Genomic DNA, 18,463 nt, shown 5'->3' on the forward strand with positions numbered 1-18,463 from the left:
ATCACCATGAATGTTGATATTGATGAATCCAGGGTCAATGACGCTGTGAACGGGAGCTTTTTTTCCCGGGTCTGGAAGTTGGTCACGCCTTACTGGCGCAGTGAAGAAAAAGGCATGGCCTGGGTTCTGCTCATCGCCGTGATTGCACTGTCGCTGTTCAGCGTGTTCATTTCCGTGCTGGTCAACAGCTGGTACCGGGATTTTTACAATGCCCTGCAGAACAAAGACCTGGGCGCCTTCACTCACCTGATCCTGTATTTCTGCGGCATCGCTGCCATCGCCATTCTGGGAGCGGTGTACCGGCTTTATCTCACGCAGATGCTGACGATTCGCTGGCGTCGCTGGCTCACCGAAAAGCATTTCACCAAATGGCTTGCTCACAAGAACTATTACCGGCTGGAGCAGGGCGGTTACACCGATAACCCTGACCAGCGTCTGTCGGAAGACCTCAACAACTTCACCTCCGACACGCTGAGCCTGAGCCTCGGGTTGCTGCGTACGGTCGTCAGCCTGGTGTCGTTCTCGGTGATCCTGTGGGGCGTGTCCGGCAGCATCGAACTATTCGGGATCACCATTCCCGGCTACATGTTCTGGGCCGCGCTGCTTTACGCTGCGGTCGGCAGTTGGCTCACCCATCTGATCGGTAGACGCCTGATCGTGCTGAGCAACCAGCAACAGCGCTACGAAGCGGACATGCGTTTTGCGCTGGTGCGGGTGCGTGAGAATGCCGAAAGCATTGCCCTTTCCGAGGGCGAGGCGAATGAAAATCAGCGGCTGAGCACACGCTTCGGCATGGTCTGGAGTAACTTCTGGACCATCATGAAGGTGCAGAAGCGTCTGACGTTCTTCACTGCGGGCTACTCGCAGATCGCGATCGTCTTCGCCTTCGTGGTCGCCGCGCCTCGCTACTTTGCCGGCAAGATCGAACTGGGCGAGCTGATGCAGATCAACTCGGCGTTCGGCAACGTGCAGGAGAACTTCAGCTGGTTCATCGACGCGTACACCCAGTTGGCGTCATGGCGCGCCACCTGTGATCGTCTCCTGAGTTTTCGTCAGGCCATGGACGAAAATGAAGCGCGCGTCCCGGCCATTAATGTCACCCACGAAAGCAATGCGCTGCACCTGCAAGGTCTGGGGCTGTCGCTGGTGGGCGGGCGTCAATTGCTGAACAACGCCAATGTCGACATCGCGGCGGGCGACAAAGTCATGCTCAGCGGTCGTTCCGGCAGCGGCAAAAGCACGTTGCTGCGGGCGATGGGCGGCTTGTGGAACGAGGGGCACGGCGCGGTTCGGCTGCCGGCCAAGCGTGCGTTCTTCTTGCCGCAAAAGCCTTATCTGCCCATCGGCACGCTGCGCGAAGCACTCAGTTATCCACAGGCACCCGAGGTTTACCCGGCCGAGCGGTTCGCTCAAGTGCTGGAAACCTGCCGCCTGAGTCACCTGGTGCCGCGCCTGGACGAAAGCAATCATTGGCAGCGCATGCTCTCACCCGGTGAGCAGCAGCGGGTGGCCTTCGCCCGGGCCTTGTTGTATGCGCCAGACTGGCTCTACCTCGACGAAGCCACCTCGGCCATGGACGAAGAGGACGAAGCGGCGCTGTATCAGGCGCTGCTTGACGAGTTGCCGGGCGTGACCCTGCTCAGCATCGGTCACCGCAGCAGTCTCAAACGCTTCCATCGTCGTCACTTGCGCATCGAAGGGGGTCAGCTTGAGGAGCAGCCTCATCCGGAAGCGGTGGTGTAACCGCGCTCATTTGATGCCGACGGCGCCAAAGTGCCGCAAAAACCTACATACTCGCCGGGTTTGTTATGTGATCGTACAACCCGGTGAGCTATTATTAGCCCATCAGCGTATTTAGAGATGCATGTTGGATATGGAAAATCAGAGTGCTCCGCCTCGCGCACGTAGAAAGCACCGCAGCCTCGCGCAGGAACTCGTCACTGAACTCTCCGAGCGCATTCGCAGCGGAGCGCTGAAGCGCGGCGATAAATTGCCCACCGAATCCGCGATCATGGAAGAGCAGGGCGTCAGCCGCACGGTCGTGCGCGAAGCCATTTCACGCCTGCAGGCGTCGGGTCTGGTGGAAACCCGTCACGGCATCGGCACCTTCGTGCTGGACACTCCGAGCCCGAGCGGCTTCCGCATCGATCCGGCGACAATCGTCACCTTGCGCGATGTCCTGGCGATTCTCGAACTGCGCATCAGCCTTGAAGTCGAGTCTGCCGGTCTGGCCGCCCAGCGCAGATCCACCGAGCAACTGGCCGATATGCGCGCGGCCCTCGATGCACTGAATGAAAGCGCCTCCCATGCCAGCGATGCGGTCGGCGCGGATTTCCAGTTCCACATGGCAATTGCGCTGTCCACCGGCAACCGCTATTTCACCGACATCATGAATCACCTGGGCACCAGCATCATTCCTCGTACCCGGTTGAATTCCGCGCGGCTGGCGCACGACGATCATCAGCATTACATGAGCCGTCTGAGCCGCGAGCACGAAGAAATCTACGACGCCATCGCCCGGCAGGATTCCGATGCCGCACGCGCTGCGATGCGCCTGCACCTGACAAACAGCCGCGAGCGGTTGCGTCACGCCCATGAAGAGGCAGAGTCGCAGCGGGCTTGATGTCGTATGACCTGATCTGAGGGCGCTCGCCAAGGTGCTCCGATCTGATGACAAATGAATGCCCCTGTGGGAGTGAGCTTGCTCACGAAGGCGGCATTCCAGCCCCTGGATCGTTGCGGTTGTGCCGGCCCTTTCGTGAGCAAGCTCACTCCCACAGGTTGAGTGTTTGCCGGGCGAACGCGTTTCATCGCGAGTGAGACCCTCTGCTGGGCCACTCATTGGTCACCGCTCATCCCTCGCCCGATAAATAATTCCACACCCCTATTGAGTGATCTCATTCCTAGTTGTACGATGACTTACGACATCAGCGCAGGTCTGGTGATCCATTCATACAATTAGCTTCCCAGGGTGTTCGAATAATGAATCCACAAGAACTGAAGTCCATCCTTTCCCACGGTCTGCTGTCCTTCCCGGTTACCGATTTCAATGCCCAGGGCGATTTCCACCGCGCTGGTTACATCAAACGTCTGGAGTGGCTGGCCCCTTACGGCGCCTCCGCACTGTTCGCCGCTGGCGGTACAGGTGAGTTCTTCTCCCTGACCAGCGACGAATACTCCGAAATCATCAAGACTGCCGTCGACACCTGCGAGAAGTCGGTGCCCATCCTGGCGGGCGTGGGTGGTCCTACCCGTCAAGCCATCGCGATGGCTCAAGAAGCCGAGCGTCTGGGTGCCAAAGGCCTGCTGCTGCTGCCTCACTACCTGACTGAAGCCAGCCAGGACGGCGTTGCCCGTCACGTTGAAGAAGTGTGCAAGTCGGTCAAGATCGGCGTTGTCGTCTACAACCGTAACGTCTGCCGCCTGACGCCTGCGCTGCTGGAGCAACTGGCTGAGCGTTGCCCGAACCTGATCGGTTACAAAGACGGCCTGGGCGACATCGAGCTGATGGTTTCCATCCGCCGTCGCATGGGCGACCGTTTCTCTTACCTGGGTGGTCTGCCGACCGCTGAAGTCTACGCCGCTGCTTACAAGGCACTGGGCGTGCCGGTCTACTCCTCGGCCGTGTTCAACTTCGTACCGAAGCTGGCGATGGACTTCTACCACGCGATCGCCAAAGACGACCACGCCACGGTTGGCAAGCTGATCGACGACTTCTTCCTGCCTTACCTGGACATCCGTAACCGCAAAGCCGGTTACGCGGTGAGCATCGTCAAAGCAGGCGCGAAAATCGCCGGTTACGACGCAGGTCCGGTCCGCGCTCCACTGACCGACCTGACCAAAGAAGAGTTCGAAATGCTGGCTGCACTGATGGACAAGCAAGGCCAGCAGTAATCGCTGACCTGTCGCAAAACCGCTGAGCGATCAGCGGTTTTTTGCCGTCGGGACGTCGTTTTTCGAAGGCCGCTGCGACCGCGTATTTTCCGTTTCAAGACGTTCGTGCTGGCAAGGTTGCCCGCGCGTGAGTGTGCCCTAGGCGTTACAGGCAATACCGGCAGGACCCGCTTCAATCGCATCTGGATTTAGGGGCAGAGGCGAGCAGCACACACATAAAAGATCGTTTAACCCGCGCAAAAAAATAATTAGTGGGAGTTTTCGAACATGCAAAAAACCAAGCCGACTCACGTCCGCTATTTGATCCTGCTCATGCTGTTTCTGGTGACCACGATCAACTACGCCGACCGTGCAACCATCGCCATCGCTGGCTCCAGTCTGCAAAAAAGCCTCGGCATCGACGCCGTCACCCTGGGTTATATCTTTTCCGCCTTTGGCTGGGCCTATGTGGCCGGTCAGATTCCCGGCGGCTGGCTGCTTGATCGCTTCGGTTCGAAGAAGGTCTACGCACTGAGCATCTTCACCTGGTCGCTGTTCACCGTGCTGCAAGGCTATGTCGGTGAATTCGGTCTCTCCACCGCCATCGTTGCGTTGTTCATGCTGCGCTTCCTCGTCGGTCTGGCTGAAGCGCCTTCCTTCCCTGGCAACGCGCGCATCGTCGCGGCCTGGTTCCCGACTTCCGAGCGAGGCACGGCCTCGGCGATCTTCAACTCGGCGCAATACTTCGCCACCGTTCTGTTCGCCCCGATTATGGGCTGGATCGTCTTCACGTTCGGCTGGCAGCATGTGTTCGTGGTCATGGGCGGCATCGGCATCGTGTTCTCGCTGATCTGGCTGAAAGTTATCCACAGCCCGCGCAACCACCCGAGCATCAACAAGGCAGAACTCGATCACATCGCCAACAACGGCGGCATGGTCGATATGGATAGCGACAAGGGCAAAGGCAAGAGCGGCGGCCCGAAATGGGACTACGTGAAGCAGCTGCTGACCAACCGCATGATGCTGGGCATCTATTTGGCGCAGTACTGCATCAACGGCATCACCTACTTCTTCCTGACCTGGTTCCCGGTGTACCTGGTGCAGGAACGCGGCATGACGATCCTGAAGGCCGGCTTCATCGCCTCGCTGCCCGCGATCTGCGGTTTCATCGGTGGCGTACTCGGTGGCATCATTTCCGACTATCTGCTGCGTCGCGGCAAGTCGCTGACGTTCGCCCGCAAGGCGCCTATCATCGGCGGTCTGCTGCTGTCGACCTCCATCGTGACCTGCAACTACGTCGACATCGAATGGGTCGTGGTGGGCTTCATGGCGCTGGCCTTCTTCGGCAAGGGCGTGGGCGCACTGGGCTGGGCGGTCATGTCCGACGCTTCGCCGAAACAAATCGCTGGCTTGAGCGGCGGTCTGTTCAACATGTTCGGTAACATCGCGTCGATCACTACCCCGATCGTCATCGGTTACATCATCAGCTCCACCGGCTCGTTCAAATGGGCGCTGGTGTTCGTCGGTGCCAACGCACTGGTGGCCGTGATCAGCTACGTGTTTATCGTGGGCGAGATCAAACGTGTGGAATTGAAAGACACCCCAACGCAGGGTGATTTGCCGGCCAGCGAAGCCGGCAAGCTTTCTGAAGCGAAAATCTGAGGAAAACCGTGATGAACTTGATCCAACATGCCGACTCGCCGCGTTACATCCGCTTGCATGAGCGCGATAACGTCGTCGTCGTGGTCAATGACCAGGGCGTACCGGCGGGGACAGAATTCGACAACGGTCTGGTGACCATCGATAACGTGCCACAGAGCCACAAGGTCAACACCGTGGACATCCCCGAGGGTGGGGCGGTGATTCGTTACGGGCAGACCATTGGTTATGCCCTGCAAGCGATTCCCCGTGGCAGTTGGGTCAAGGAAGATCAGTTACGCATGCCGAGCGCGCCGCCGCTGGACAGCTTGCCGCTGTCCACGGAAGTGCCGGGCAAGGGCGAGCCGCTGGAAGGCTTTACGTTCGAGGGTTACCGCAACGCCGACGGCACCGTCGGCACGCGCAACATTCTGGGCATCACCACCACGGTTCAATGCGTCACGGGTGTGCTGGATTTTGCGGTCAAGCGCATCCGTGAGGAGCTGCTGCCCAAGTACCCGAACGTCGATGACGTGGTTGCCATCACTCACACCTACGGCTGTGGCGTGGCGATCACGGCCAAGGACGCTTACATCCCGATCCGTACCGTGCGTAACCTGGCGCGCAACCCGAACTTGGGTGGCGAGGCACTGGTCATTGGTCTGGGCTGCGAAAAACTGCAGGCCGATCAGGTGATGCACCAGAACGACCCTTCGGTCGATCTGAGCGATGAATGGATGTATCGCCTGCAGGATTCCAAACACGGCTTCAACGAAATGATCGAGCAGATCATGGAGTTGGCCGAGGTGCGCCTGAAGAAGCTCGATCAGCGTCGCCGCGAAACTGTGCCGGCGTCCGAGCTGATTCTGGGCATGCAGTGCGGCGGCAGCGATGCGTTTTCCGGCATTACCGCCAACCCGGCCCTGGGTTACGCCTCGGACTTGCTGCTGCGCGCAGGCGCTACGGTAATGTTCTCGGAAGTGACCGAAGTCCGTGATGCGATCTACCTGCTCACCTCCCGCGCCGAAACGACTGAAGTGGCAGAAGAACTGGTGCGCGAGATGGACTGGTACGACCGTTACCTGGCCAAAGGCGAAGCGGACCGCAGCGCCAACACCACGCCGGGCAACAAGAAGGGCGGGTTGTCGAACATCGTCGAGAAGTCCCTCGGGTCCATCGTCAAATCCGGCAACAGCGCGATCAACGGGGTCCTTGGCCCTGGCGAGCGCGTCACCCGCAAAGGGCTGATCTTCTGCGCGACACCGGCCAGTGATTTTGTCTGTGGCACGCTGCAACTGGCGGCCGGTATGAACCTGCACGTGTTCACCACCGGTCGCGGCACGCCTTACGGTCTGGCGATGTCACCGGTGGTGAAGGTCTCGACCCGTACCGAGCTGGCCCAGCGCTGGCCGGACCTGATCGACATCGATGCCGGCCGTATCGCAACGGGTCGCGCCAGCATCGAAGAGCTGGGTTGGGAGCTGTTCCATTTCTATCTCGATGTCGCCAGCGGCAAGAAGAAGACCTGGACCGAGCATTACCGTTTGCACAACGACATTACCCTGTTCAACCCGGCGCCGATTACGTAAGCAGGCGCCGATATAAACCGTGGGAGCGAATTCATTCGCGATGCAGTGGTACATCCGACGGACATCTGTCGGATTCACCAACCCATCGCGAATGAATTCGCTCCCACAGGGGCCTGTGTTCGGCAATGCTCTGCGTCATGTTTAATCCCTCACACGTCCCACGGTCCCCGTGGGAATGACGCCGTGTTCGGCGCTCCGCGTCCTCGCCTCAATGCCGCCCATGCTCCTTATGGTGCGGATGCTCCCCGCAAAACCTCGCCAGTGTCAGCACGCTTCGGGTAATCGGCATCGGGATGTTCACCTTCGCCGCCAATTCCAGCACCGCGTCGCCAATCGCCGCCAGTTCCAGCGGCAGCCCTTTGTCGAAGTCCTGCAGCATGGATGTCCGCACCGGCCCCATGCTGGCGCCGAATTGCATGAACGTGGTCGGCTCCATGCTCAGCCTGGCGTCATAAGCGCTTGCCACTTGCATCGCCTCATTGAAGGTCGCCAACGCCAGTTCGCGCATGTCCGGCAGGCCGTATATCTGTTCCAGCGTCGCGCCCGTCACGACGGACACAGGATTCGACGTCAGGTTGGCGATGATTTTTGTCCACAGCTGATCGCGAATACGGTCAGTGCCCTGAGCCTCGATGCCGGCGCTTTCGATCAAGGCACGCAGGCTTTCGAGACGCGGCGTCAGTTGGTTGTTCAGCTCGCCGAAGATGATGCGATACGGGTTGTGGGTCTTCACCACGGCCGGCGCCGAGCTTTGCGCCGTGATGAACACCACGCAGCCGATGACCTTGTGCAGGTCCAGCGTGTCAGTGATGCGCCCGTCCGGGTCGACCGTCTCGACCCGATTTCCTTCGAAACGGCCGCCTTCGCCGTGGAAATACCACCATGGCACGCCGTTGATCACCGGCACCACGACTGTATTGGGTCCAATCAGCGGACCGATGTTTGGCAGCAGGCCGCTCAGTGAAGGCGCTTTGGTGCAGAGGAACAGCAGGTCTTGTTCACCCAGTTGTTCAGCGCTGTCGCTGGCATTGACCTGAACGTGATGCCGGCCCTTGAGATCCTGCAGATGGATACCGTTGCGCTGCAGGGCCGCCAGCGTACGACCTCGAGCAAACACATTGACCGCACGCCCCGTCAGCGCGAGCCGGGCCGCCAGCGTACATCCGATGGCGCCAGCACCCGCGATGCAGATGCGTTTGGGTGAAGAACTCATGGTGACTCCAGATCAGCGTGAAAAGGTTGAGGTGGTCGTCAGCAATATGACCTGAACCCGCCTTATCGCCAATGACCGCAATCTCTGTGGGAGCGAATTCATTCGCGATGCGTCAGTGCAACCGGCACGGCTTGTCGCTCGAGCCATTTTTCGCGAATGAATTCGCTCCCACAGAGGACGGTCGCATAGGCGTCCGCTGGTCACCTGCGACCTGTGGCTCTGAACTTCACCCGCTTGCACCTATCCCTATTGCATGCGTTCTCAGAACCCGTTTGCTTCGGCAGTTTAGCCGGCAAGACAAGGAGGTGGTCATGCGTGCACTGACGTACCACGGCGCTCACGATGTGCGTGTCGAGACCGTTGCAGACCCCATCATTCAGGAAGCCGACGATGTGCTGTTGAAGGTCACCGCGACGGCCATCTGTGGTTCTGATCTGCACCTGTATCGCGGCAAGATTCCCGCTACCGAACAGGGCGATATCTTCGGCCACGAGTTCATGGGAATCGTGGAAGAAGTCGGCCCTCAGGTCACCGCCGTCAAGCCCGGCGACCGCGTGGTCATTCCTTTCGTCATCGCCTGCGGCCACTGCTTCTTCTGTCAGATCGATGCCTTCGCGGCGTGCGAAACCACCAACACCGGCCGAGGTGCGATTCTCAACAAAAAATCCATCGCGCCAGGTGCGGCGCTGTTCGGTTTCAGCCATCTGTACGGCGGTGTGCCGGGCGGTCAGGCGGAGTACGTGCGCGTCCCGAAAGGCAATGTCGGCCCGTTCAAAGTGCCCGGAACGCTCGCGGACGAGAAGGTGCTGTTTTTGTCCGACATCCTGCCGACGGCCTGGCAAGCGGTGCTTAATGCCGGAGTCGGCAAAGGATCCAGCGTCGCCATCTACGGCGCCGGGCCGGTCGGCTTATTGAGCGCTGCCTGCGCAAAAATGCTGGGGGCCGAGAAGATCTTCATGGTCGATCACCATGCGTATCGTCTGGCGTATGCGCAGTTCACGTATGGCGTGATCCCGATCAACTTCGATAACGACGACGATCCGGCCGATACCATCATTCGCCAGACCGCCGGCATGCGTGGTGTAGATGCCGTGATCGATGCCGTGGGCTTCGAAGCCAAGGGCAGTACCACCGAGACCATCCTCGCCACCCTCAAGCTCGAAGGCAGCAGCGGCAAGGCGTTGCGACAGTGCATCGCCGCCGTGCGTCGCGGCGGGACCGTGAGCGTGCCGGGCGTGTATTCGGGGTTCATTCATGGCTTCATGTTTGGCGATGCCTTCGACAAGGGCCTGACCTTCAAGATGGGGCAGACCCACGTGCATCGTTATCTGCCGGAGTTGCTGAGGTTGATCGAGGAAGGCGCGCTGGCGCCGGAAGCGATCATCACCCATCGCTTGTCGCTGGAAGAAGCCGCGGACGGGTATGCGATCTTCGACAAGAAGGAAGAAGACTGCCGCAAGATCATTCTCACCCCGGGGTTCGACAGCCGGGTGGACGCGTCGGCAAACGATGCGGTGCTGTGAGCAAACGGCATGCTGTGAGCGCAACACGTCACCTGTAGGAGTGAGCTTGCTCGCGAGAGGTCGGTATGGCCGAAAAGTCTCTAGAGCGTGAGCCAATGCTTCGTCGGAATGCCGCCCAGACCAAGCTCGCTCCCACAGAAGGTTCAATAGTCTCCGAGTTGAGTATGTGGCGGCATTTACGAATACGCCGCCGAATGATGCGGGTAATCCACCAACCGAGAGCCGATGACCATCTCGCTGATCCAGCCGGTCAGCAGCGTCGTGTACGCATGCTGGCTGGTGTCGGTGCTCAATCCATGGTCCGCCCCGTCCAGCAGGCGATAGGTCAGCGAATGCGCCAGGTCGAATGCGGTGCGATAGCTCATCAAGGTCGCATGGGGCACGTAATCGTCCTGCTCGGATTCCACCAGCAGCACGTCACCCTTGAAGTCTTTGCAGGCCGCCAGCGCGCGGTTGTCGGCGGCGGTCACCGCGGAGCGCCGGTAATGCGCCAGCTTGTCGCGGTCCAGCGCCTGTTTCGGCATGTCCCAGTCAGCGTCCCAATACAGCGCCGGAACGCGCAGCGCGAGCCAGCGCACCGGGCGCATGCCGCTGAGAATGGTCGCCAGATACCCGCCGTAGCTGCTGCCGATCACCGCGATTGCGTTGTTATCCACAGCCGGATGGCTGGCGAGTCGGTCGTACGCCGCCAGCAAGTCTTCCATGCTGTGTTCCCGTGACACCGAGGCGCGCATTTCATGGGTGCGCTCATGGCCGCGAAGATCGAACGTCAGACAGACGCAGCCCAGACCGGTGATGTTCTTCGCTCGCGCCAGATCGCGCTGCTGGCTACCACCCCAGCCGTGAACGAAGAGAATGCCCGGCATTTTCGCGCCGGGTGTCAGGATGGTGCCGGAGATGTGATCGTCGCTGACGGCGATGTCGATGGTTTCACTGCGTACGGTCATAAGGCTGGACCTGTGTGAATTTACTGATAAGGCCGACCTCGGGGTCTTCGCCTTCGTAGAGAACATGGGCATCGGCGGGCAAGGTGGTCGGCCCGTAGATTTCGTGGCTGGAGGCGCAGATCCGCCGTAATTGAGGGTCGGCAGCGAACGCCACCAATGCCTCGACCTCTGCCGGGCTTGCGCCGCCAATGCGCCAGGACTGCTCCAGCACGCCGGAACAGATTTGGCCACGGGCATTGGTGCCGTGGGCGATGTCGTAATTGCGACGCGACGCGAGAAAGTCAGGGAAACACGCCAGCGCTGCTTTTTCGTATTGCATGGCCTGGGTCACGGACCGGCGCACGTCGTCCTCAAGATCAAGCGTGAGCAGTTCATCGTAGCCGCCGCGCACCAGCCACAGTTGTGAGCCGCCGTAGACCGTCTCACCGTTGTTGTCCTGGGTCAGGCTCTGAGTGCCGTGATAGCTCACCGTGATGCCCGCGACCTGAACCTGCCCGACGCTGTAGGTGATCACATCGCTCAAGTCCTCCTCCAGCACCAGCCCCCATTCTTCGACCTCGGCCATGTCCTGTTCCGCGATGGTCTTGTCTAGGTCGGCGTCCGTGTTGACGACCACCTGACCGCGACCCGCCGTTGCCAGCACGGGTTTGATCCGCACCGGTCCGTTCTTGAGCAACTGTCGGCCCGCACGCCGGGCATCGGCTTCGTTGAATACGCTGAAGCCTGAGAGCACGGCATCGGCGGCATCCTCGAAGAAACGGTCCGACCAACCCGCGGGTTTGGCCGTGGCACCGTCGAGTAGCGGGTGGGAGATCGCTTTGGTGGCCATGAAAGGGTGATCGATCAGGCCGCCGAAGAAGTCGTCGACGCTCAGAATGCCCAACGCATCGCCTGCTTGTTTGCCAATCAGCGTGTCGGACGGGATGTAGTAAAGCGCATGGCCTTTATGCAGCGCCGGGTCATAAGCACCGACGAATGTGGCGCCGAGCAGTTTGGCGATTCGCTCCCCCAGCGCTTGCTGGACGACCGTTTCATGGGTGGCCAGTTTTTTGTGAGTAGCCAGCAGAACGACTTCAGACTTTGCAGCGCTGCGTGATCCGCTCATGGGCGAACTCCCTGTTGAGACCGAGGTGTTTCGCAATGCATCTGTTGGGTCTGACCCATCTTTCGCGAATGAATTCGCACGCACAGGCATGAACACGCGCCATTCGATGGTCGGTGGCGCCTGCAATCTACTGTGGGAGCGAAAGCTGGCCTGACGTCTCCCTCGCGTCATCAGCGTCACATTTCGGAAACGGCTGGGTGTGGTCCGTGTCTTCCTGATCGCCCATCGCCTTATATTTTTTGCGCAGTTGACGCAGCTCTTTCTGGTCCAGATTGTCAAGGCTCAACACGGCGTTCTGCGCATCCTTGGTGACGCGCAGCAGTTCATCGATCTTGATGTGCAACTGATCAGTGTCGCGGTTCTGGGTGTTCTGGATCAGGAACACCATGAGGAAGGTGATGATGGTGGTCGACGTGTTGATGATCAGCTGCCAGGTGTCGTTGTAGTGGAACAACGGCCCGGTCGCCGCCCAGACGCAAATCAGCAGCACAGCCACGAGAAAGGTCCGGGGGCTGCCCGTCCACTTCGACAACGCCTGTGCGAACTTGGAGAATTTCATTGCCGGTGTCCTTAGCGATCGAGAGAGATAACCTAGGGACCTCAGCGGAGCTGTGAAATTTCTTCTTACAAAATGAATTCTCGCCAGCGGCGCGTCAGTTCCAGCCGAAGAGCTGATTGGCGTTATCCGTACTGGCTTGGGCCAGGCGTTCGGCGGGAATGTTCATCAGGGCAGACAGGGCGGTGCAGATATCCGGCAAGTGCTCCGGGCTATTTCGCACCTGTGGATGCATCGCGGGCGCCATGTCGGGCGAGTCGGTTTCCAGCACCACACTGTCGAGCGGCAACTCGGCGATGACCCGGTGCATGCGTAACGCCTGCGGCCAGGTCGCGGCACCGCCGAGGCCCAGTTTGAAACCCAGCTTGATGTATTCCTTTGCCTCTTCACGGCTTCCGGCAAACGCATGAACGATACCGCCGCGCTTGAGCTTGAACCGCTTGAGGGTGGCGATCGTGTCGGCGTGGCTGCGACGCACGTGAAGCAGCGCCGGAAGGTTGAAGTCGGCAGCCAGCTGCAACTGACTGTCGAACACGGTCTGCTGGTGTTCGCGGTTCAGGGACTCGACGTAGTAATCCAGCCCGATTTCTCCCACGGCGCAGAGCTTTGGATGGCCGGCCACGGCTGATAGCCGGTCGCGCAACTCCTGCAGATGTTCCGGGAGATGCTCGTCGAGGTAGATCGGATGCAGCCCCAGCGCGGCGTAGACCTGAGGTTCACTCAAAGCCAGATCCCACACGCGTTGCAGATTGCGCTGATAGACACCCAATACGACCACGCGCTCGACGCCCAACTGCTTGCAGTGGCTGAGCACTGCTTGGCGATCCGCATCGAAGTCGTCGAAATCCAGGTGCGTGTGGGTGTCGATCAGCCTCACGGTCAGGCCTCGTGAATCCGCTGTTTGAAGGTCCGAACGATGGCGTGCACACCGGGCTCGTACTGGTCCTGTTCGATGGCAGACAGCGCCAGCGACAGGGCTTTCTCGGCGATCAACGGGTGTTGCTGAGCCATGGCGTTGACCGGCAACGGCAGGAAATCGAGCAGTTGAGTGTCGCCGAACGTGCCCAGGTGCAGTTGATCCGGATTGAGGCGGCGTTGATGCAGCAAGTCGAACACGCCCTGCAGCAGCACGTAGGACGTGGTGATCAGCGCATCCGGAAAATACCCGAGACGGTCCAGCATTTCGCCGGCGATCTGCAGGCCACAATCGCGACTGAAGGATTCGCCGTGTTCAACGATCACCGAGCCCTTGAAGCCCTCCAGCGCGTCCTCGAAACCGCTGGCACGCGCTTTACTGACGCTAAGCTCAGGTCGGGCGCCGATCAGCGCAATGTGTTTCGGCCGGGTTTCCAGCAGGCTGCGGGTCAATTGTTGGCTGGCATCGTGGTCGTCGCTGACCACCGAGCAGAAGTGCGCCGGGTCCATCTCGCGGTCGATGGCGATCACGGGAATGCCTTGCTGTTGCAGCGCGCGATAACTGTCATCGCTGGCGGGCAGGCAACTGGCGACGAACAGCGCGTCGCAGCGTCGGGCGCGGAATAACTGCAACAATTGCAGTTCGCTGATGGGATCGTCGTCGGAACTGGCGATCAGCAACTGGTAGCCTCGTGCCCGGGCACCTTGTTCCAATTGCTTGGCAATCCGGGCGTAGCTGGGGTTTTCCAGATCGGGGAGGATGAAACCCAGCGTGCGGGTGTGACGGCTGCGCAAGCCGGCGGCCTGTGGATTGGGCCGGAAGCCGTGGGCTTCGACCACGGCGCGGACGCGCTCGACCGTTGCGTTGCTGATGCGCTGCTGTTCGGCCTTGCCGTTGATCACGTAGCTGGCGGTGGTCACTGAAACACCGGCCAGACGCGCAATATCACTGAGTTTCAAGCCGAACTTCCTTTTGTTATGGGCAGGTCATTGAAGTGGATCGATGCGCGGAGGATTTTCACCGATTCGCGGTCATCATTACAGCAGACCCTGGGCATGAATGAAGCTCCGAGGTTTTTTAGGACGCTTCCTACAGCAATCGACCAGATGAGCTTCAATCCGCAGAGATTATCGAGTAACGTGCCCGCCCATCTAGATTAAACGATTCAGCAAGCCTGTTTATGGCTGTAATCGAGCAAAAACGCCGGTCGAAGTCCGGCGTTCGTTGCGGTAATCGACCGTAGACAAGCGGTCTTACAACAAAAAATCAGGCGCAACCGTGCGCTGCACAGGAGAACGGCATGCTCGAGCTGACTGTTGAGCAAATTTCCATGGACCAGGTGGCGGCCGACAAATCCGCCGCATTGCAGTTGCTCGCTGACTTGCTGGTGGCCGATGGCTTGGTAGCGCCGGGTTATCTGCAAGGTTTGCAGGCGCGCGAACAGCAGGGCTCGACCTTCCTCGGACAAGGCATCGCGATTCCGCACGGCACACCACAAACCCGCGATCAGGTGTTTGCCACCGGCGTGCGCCTGATGCAATTCCCGCAAGGGGTGGATTGGGGTGACGGGCAGATGGTCTACCTGGCCATCGGTATCGCCGCGAAGTCCGACGAGCACCTGCGTTTGCTGCAACTGCTGACCCGCGCGCTGGGCGAAACCGACCTCGGCGAAGCCTTGCGTCAGGCGAAGAATCCCGAGGCGCTGCTCAAGCTGCTGCAAGGCGCGCCGCAGGAGCTTGCGCTGGACGCGCAGATGATCAGCCTGGGCGCGTCGGTGGATGATTTTGAGGAACTGGTCTGGCGGGGCGCGCGCCTGTTGCGTCGCGCGGACTGCGTGAACAACGGATTCGCCGCCGTGCTGCAACAGGTCGAGCCGCTGCCGCTGGGCGAGGGACTCTGGTGGCTGCACAGCGAGCAGATGGTCAACAAACCGGGCCTCGCGTTCGTCACCCCGGACAAACCGATGCGTCATCTGGGGCAGCCGCTGACCGGCCTGTTCTGCCTGGCCAGCCTGGGCGAGTCTCATCAAGCGTTGCTTGAGCGGCTCTGTGCGCTGCTGATCGAAGGTCGTGGCCATGAATTGGGCCAGGCCACCAGCAGCCGTACCGTGCTTCAGGCGCTCGGCGGTGATGTGCCGCCGGACTGGCCGAGCGAGCGTGTGGCGCTGGCCAATGCTCACGGCTTGCATGCACGTCCCGCCAAGATCCTCGCTCAGTTGGCGAAGGGCTTCGAGGGCGATGTGCGGGTGCGCGTTGTCGATTCCACCGAGAACCCGGTGTCGGTAAAAAGCCTGAGCAAACTGCTGAGCCTGGGCGTGCGCCGTGGGCAAGTGCTGGAGTTCATCGCAGAGCCTGCCGTGGCCGCTGACGCGTTGCCCGCGCTGATTGCCGCCGTGCTGGAAGGACTGGGTGAGGAGATCGAGCCGCTGCCGACCGAAACCGCGCCGACGCCCATCACCACCGTACTGGAAAAATCCCTGACGGCACCGGCTGCCGGTTCACAGATACAAGCGGTGCCGGCCGCACCGGGGATCGCCACCGGCCCCGCGCATGTGCACGTATTGCCGGTGTTCGAATACCCGTTGCGAGGCGAATCCTACACGGCCGAGCACCAACGGCTGCACGCCGCATTGGCGCAAGTGCGTGATGACATCGAGGGGCTGATTCAGCGCAGCACGGCCAAGGCCATTCGCGAGATTTTCGTCACGCATCAGGAAATGCTCGACGACCCCGAGTTGGTCGACGACGTCGCGTTGCGTCTGAAGCAAGGTGAGAGCGCCGCTGCCGCGTGGATAAACGTGATCGAAGCTGCTGCTGTGCAGCAGGAACAGCTCAAGGACGCGCTGCTGGCTGAACGCGCCGCCGACCTTCGTGATGTGGGCCGCCGGGTATTGGCACAGATCTGCGGTGTCGACGACCTGATCGAGCCTGAAGAACCTTACATCCTGGTGATGGACGAAGTCGGTCCGTCCGATGTGGCGCGTCTGGACCCGGCCCGCGTCGCGGGCATTCTGACGGCGCGCGGCGGAGCGACAGCGCACAGCGCCATCGTTGCGCGAGCGCTGGGCATTCCCGCGCTGGTCGGTGCAGGCGATACCGTGCTGCTGATCAAGTCAGGCACGCTGCTGTTGATCGATGGCCAACGCGGCCGTCTCGACGTTGCGCCGGATGACCTGACGCTGCAACGGGCACTGCTTGACCGCGACACCCGCGAGCAACGCCTGAAAGTCGCTGCGGCGTTGCGCATGGAGCCGGCCATTACCAAAGATGGCCATCCGGTCGAAGTGTTCGCCAACATCGGCGACAGCGCCGGCACGCCTGCGGCGGTGGAGCAGGGCGCAGAGGGGATTGGTCTTTTGCGCACGGAGTTACTCTTCATGGCGCACAGTTCCGCGCCCGATGAAGCCACGCAAGAAGCCGAATACCGCCGCGTGCTCGACGACCTTCAAGGGCGTCCACTGGTGGTTCGCACGCTGGACGTCGGTGGCGACAAACCGCTGCCGTACTGGCCCATCGACAAGGAAGAAAACCCTTTTCTCGGCGTGCGCGGCATTCGCCTGACCCTGCAGCGTCCCGACGTGATGGAAAGCCAGTTGCGCGCCTTGTTGCGCGCGGCTGACAACCGTCCATTGCGCATCATGTTTCCGATGGTCGGCACCCTCGAAGAATGGCGTCAGGCGCGGGACATGACCGAACGGCTGCGTCTGGAGATTCCGGTGGCCGACCTGCAACTGGGGATCATGATCGAAGTGCCGTCGGCTGCCTTGCTGGCGCCGGTGCTGGCCAAGGAAGTGGACTTCTTCAGCGTCGGCACCAACGACCTGACGCAATACACACTGGCCATCGACCGGGGCCATCCGACGTTGTCCGCCCAGGCCGACGGTTTGCACCCTGCGGTGCTGCAACTGATCGACATTACCGTGCGCGCGGCCCATGCCCATGGCAAATGGGTCGGGGTGTGCGGCGAGCTGGCGGCCGATCCGCTGGCGGTGCCGGTGCTGGTCGGGCTGGGTGTGGATGAATTGAGTGTCGCGGCGCGCAGTGTTGGCGAAGTGAAAGCCTGCGTACGTGAATTGAATGTAATCGGTGCCCGACAGCTTGCGCAGGCCGCGCTGGCTGTGGGGAGTGCCGCGCAAGTGCGTGCCCTCGTGGAGGGGCTGTAATGGCGAAAATTCTGACATTGACCATGAACCCGGCGCTCGACCTGACCGTGCAGTTGGGGCCGTTGCAGGTGGGGCAGGTCAACCGCAGCGAATGCATGCTCAGCCATGCGGCGGGCAAAGGCATCAACGTGGCGCAGGTCCTCGCCGATCTGGGGCATGAATTGACCGTGGCGGGGTTTCTCGGGGTCGACAATCAGTTGCCGTTCGAGTCGCTGTTCGCCAAACGGGGATTTGTCGACGAGTTCGTGCGTGTGCCTGGCGAGACGCGCAGCAACATCAAGCTGGCCGAAAGCAGCGGCCGAATCACCGACCTCAATGGCCCGGGGCCTGAGGTCAGCGTGGCGGCGCAGCAGGCGCTGGCAACGCGTGTCGAGCAGATCGCGGGCGATTTCGATGCCGTGGTGGTGGCGGGCAGTCTGCCGCGCGGTGTCGATGCGCACTGGCTGAAAACCTTGCTTCTGCGTTTGAACGCGATGGGCCTGAAAGTGGCGCTGGACACCAGTGGCGAAGCGCTGCGGGCCGGTCTTGAGGCGTCACCCTGGATGATCAAACCCAACACGGAGGAACTGGCCGACGCACTGGACGCGCCCATTATCTCTATCGCGGCCCAGGCCCAGGCAGCCGCCGAATTGCGTCAGCGCGGCATTGAGCACGTGGTGATTTCTCAGGGCGCGGAGGGCGTGCACTGGTTCAGTTCCTCGGTCGCCTTGCAGGCGTTGCCGCCGAAGGTCACGGTCGCGAGCACCGTGGGGGCGGGGGACTCGTTGCTGGCGGGCATGGTTCATGGCCTGCTCAGCGGTCATACGCCCGAGCAGACGTTGCGCACGGCAACGGCGATTGCGGCGATGGCAGTCACCCAGATCGGTTTCGGTATTAACGACTCCGCGCAACTCAAACGGCTGGCAAGCGGCGTCAGCGTACGCGCACTGACTGCATAACGC

Annotated in this window: 14 protein-coding genes; 8 read left to right on the top strand and 6 right to left on the bottom strand. The window is 60.9% G+C overall.

Annotated features, from left to right (window positions below; genetic code table 11):
- Positions 1 to 6 precede the first annotated feature (6 nt).
- The 5 genes from ABDX87_RS18655 (at position 7) to garD (ending at position 7,100) form a co-directional block, all read left to right on the top strand.
- The gene (locus ABDX87_RS18655; RefSeq protein ID WP_346829211.1) at positions 7 to 1,743 is read left to right on the top strand and encodes an ABC transporter ATP-binding protein/permease; all 1,737 of its coding nucleotides are present in this window, start codon (positions 7 to 9) and stop codon (positions 1,741 to 1,743) included.
- Between the two features lie 130 nt (positions 1,744 to 1,873).
- The gene (locus ABDX87_RS18660) at positions 1,874 to 2,623 is read left to right on the top strand and encodes a FadR/GntR family transcriptional regulator (protein WP_346833560.1); all 750 of its coding nucleotides are present in this window, start codon (positions 1,874 to 1,876) and stop codon (positions 2,621 to 2,623) included.
- A 359-nt stretch (positions 2,624 to 2,982) separates the two neighbouring features.
- Positions 2,983 to 3,894 (top strand): 5-dehydro-4-deoxyglucarate dehydratase, encoded by a 912-nt coding sequence (gene kdgD / locus ABDX87_RS18665; protein ID WP_346829212.1) that lies wholly within the window; start codon positions 2,983 to 2,985, stop codon positions 3,892 to 3,894.
- 267 nt (positions 3,895 to 4,161) lie between these two features.
- The gene (locus ABDX87_RS18670) at positions 4,162 to 5,535 is read left to right on the top strand and encodes an MFS transporter (RefSeq protein WP_346829213.1); all 1,374 of its coding nucleotides are present in this window, start codon (positions 4,162 to 4,164) and stop codon (positions 5,533 to 5,535) included.
- Between the two features lie 11 nt (positions 5,536 to 5,546).
- Complete coding sequence (gene garD / locus ABDX87_RS18675; protein ID WP_346829214.1) at positions 5,547 to 7,100, top strand: galactarate dehydratase; 1,554 nt, start codon at positions 5,547 to 5,549, stop codon at positions 7,098 to 7,100.
- 208 nt (positions 7,101 to 7,308) lie between these two features.
- Here the strand turns inward: garD and ABDX87_RS18680 are convergent, their stop codons facing one another.
- Positions 7,309 to 8,313, bottom strand: a complete 1,005-nt coding sequence (locus ABDX87_RS18680) for a ketopantoate reductase family protein (protein ID WP_346829215.1) — start codon at positions 8,311 to 8,313, stop codon at positions 7,309 to 7,311.
- 311 nt (positions 8,314 to 8,624) lie between these two features.
- On the opposite strand from ABDX87_RS18680, the gene ABDX87_RS18685 reads away from it, so the two are divergent.
- Complete coding sequence (locus ABDX87_RS18685) at positions 8,625 to 9,836, top strand: zinc-dependent alcohol dehydrogenase (RefSeq protein WP_346829216.1); 1,212 nt, start codon at positions 8,625 to 8,627, stop codon at positions 9,834 to 9,836.
- A gap of 176 nt (positions 9,837 to 10,012) precedes the next feature.
- Here ABDX87_RS18685 and ABDX87_RS18690 read toward each other — a convergent pair whose 3' ends face one another.
- The 5 genes from ABDX87_RS18690 to cra all read right to left on the bottom strand — a co-directional run bounded on the left by ABDX87_RS18690 (position 10,013) and on the right by cra (position 14,319).
- Positions 10,013 to 10,783 (bottom strand): alpha/beta hydrolase family protein, encoded by a 771-nt coding sequence (locus ABDX87_RS18690; RefSeq protein ID WP_346829217.1) that lies wholly within the window; start codon positions 10,781 to 10,783, stop codon positions 10,013 to 10,015.
- Positions 10,767 to 11,888 carry a DUF3182 family protein gene (locus tag ABDX87_RS18695; RefSeq protein ID WP_346829218.1) on the bottom strand — a complete coding sequence of 374 codons (1,122 nt, stop codon included), beginning with the start codon at positions 11,886 to 11,888 and terminating at the stop codon, positions 10,767 to 10,769. Before ABDX87_RS18695 ends, ABDX87_RS18690 begins: the two co-directional genes overlap by 17 nt.
- Before the next feature lie 127 nt (positions 11,889 to 12,015).
- Complete coding sequence (locus ABDX87_RS18700) at positions 12,016 to 12,447, bottom strand: low affinity iron permease family protein (protein WP_346829219.1); 432 nt, start codon at positions 12,445 to 12,447, stop codon at positions 12,016 to 12,018.
- A 94-nt stretch (positions 12,448 to 12,541) separates the two neighbouring features.
- Complete coding sequence (locus ABDX87_RS18705; protein WP_346833561.1) at positions 12,542 to 13,327, bottom strand: TatD family hydrolase; 786 nt, start codon at positions 13,325 to 13,327, stop codon at positions 12,542 to 12,544.
- Positions 13,324 to 14,319 carry a catabolite repressor/activator gene (gene cra / locus ABDX87_RS18710; protein ID WP_346829220.1) on the bottom strand — a complete coding sequence of 332 codons (996 nt, stop codon included), beginning with the start codon at positions 14,317 to 14,319 and terminating at the stop codon, positions 13,324 to 13,326. Before cra ends, ABDX87_RS18705 begins: the two co-directional genes overlap by 4 nt.
- Positions 14,320 to 14,660: 341 nt before the next feature.
- Between cra and ptsP the strand changes: the two genes are divergently transcribed.
- Positions 14,661 to 17,522: a phosphoenolpyruvate--protein phosphotransferase gene (ptsP, locus tag ABDX87_RS18715; protein ID WP_346829221.1), complete on the top strand. Its 2,862-nt coding sequence runs from the start codon at positions 14,661 to 14,663 to the stop codon at positions 17,520 to 17,522.
- Positions 17,522 to 18,460, top strand: a complete 939-nt coding sequence (pfkB, locus tag ABDX87_RS18720) for a 1-phosphofructokinase (protein WP_346829222.1) — start codon at positions 17,522 to 17,524, stop codon at positions 18,458 to 18,460. Before ptsP ends, pfkB begins: the two co-directional genes overlap by 1 nt.
- Positions 18,461 to 18,463 lie beyond the last annotated feature (3 nt).

This window comes from Pseudomonas abietaniphila (assembly GCF_039697315.1).
Taxonomy (GTDB): domain Bacteria; phylum Pseudomonadota; class Gammaproteobacteria; order Pseudomonadales; family Pseudomonadaceae; genus Aquipseudomonas; species Aquipseudomonas abietaniphila_B.

Excerpts from the sequence above, each read along its gene's own strand:
- garD (WP_346829214.1), top strand. The coding sequence starts at position 5,547 with ATGAACTTGATCCAACATGCCGACTCGCCGCGTTACATCCGCTTGCAT.
- ABDX87_RS18670 (WP_346829213.1), top strand. The coding sequence starts at position 4,162 with ATGCAAAAAACCAAGCCGACTCACGTCCGCTATTTGATCCTGCTCATG.
- ABDX87_RS18685 (WP_346829216.1), top strand. The coding sequence starts at position 8,625 with ATGCGTGCACTGACGTACCACGGCGCTCACGATGTGCGTGTCGAGACC.
- ABDX87_RS18700 (WP_346829219.1), bottom strand. The coding sequence starts at position 12,447 with ATGAAATTCTCCAAGTTCGCACAGGCGTTGTCGAAGTGGACGGGCAGC.
- pfkB (WP_346829222.1), top strand. The coding sequence starts at position 17,522 with ATGGCGAAAATTCTGACATTGACCATGAACCCGGCGCTCGACCTGACC.
- ABDX87_RS18695 (WP_346829218.1), bottom strand. The coding sequence starts at position 11,888 with ATGAGCGGATCACGCAGCGCTGCAAAGTCTGAAGTCGTTCTGCTGGCT.
- ABDX87_RS18655 (WP_346829211.1), top strand. The coding sequence starts at position 7 with ATGAATGTTGATATTGATGAATCCAGGGTCAATGACGCTGTGAACGGG.
- kdgD (WP_346829212.1), top strand. The coding sequence starts at position 2,983 with ATGAATCCACAAGAACTGAAGTCCATCCTTTCCCACGGTCTGCTGTCC.
- ABDX87_RS18680 (WP_346829215.1), bottom strand. The coding sequence starts at position 8,313 with ATGAGTTCTTCACCCAAACGCATCTGCATCGCGGGTGCTGGCGCCATC.
- ABDX87_RS18690 (WP_346829217.1), bottom strand. The coding sequence starts at position 10,783 with ATGACCGTACGCAGTGAAACCATCGACATCGCCGTCAGCGACGATCAC.
- ABDX87_RS18660 (WP_346833560.1), top strand. The coding sequence starts at position 1,874 with ATGGAAAATCAGAGTGCTCCGCCTCGCGCACGTAGAAAGCACCGCAGC.
- ptsP (WP_346829221.1), top strand. The coding sequence starts at position 14,661 with ATGCTCGAGCTGACTGTTGAGCAAATTTCCATGGACCAGGTGGCGGCC.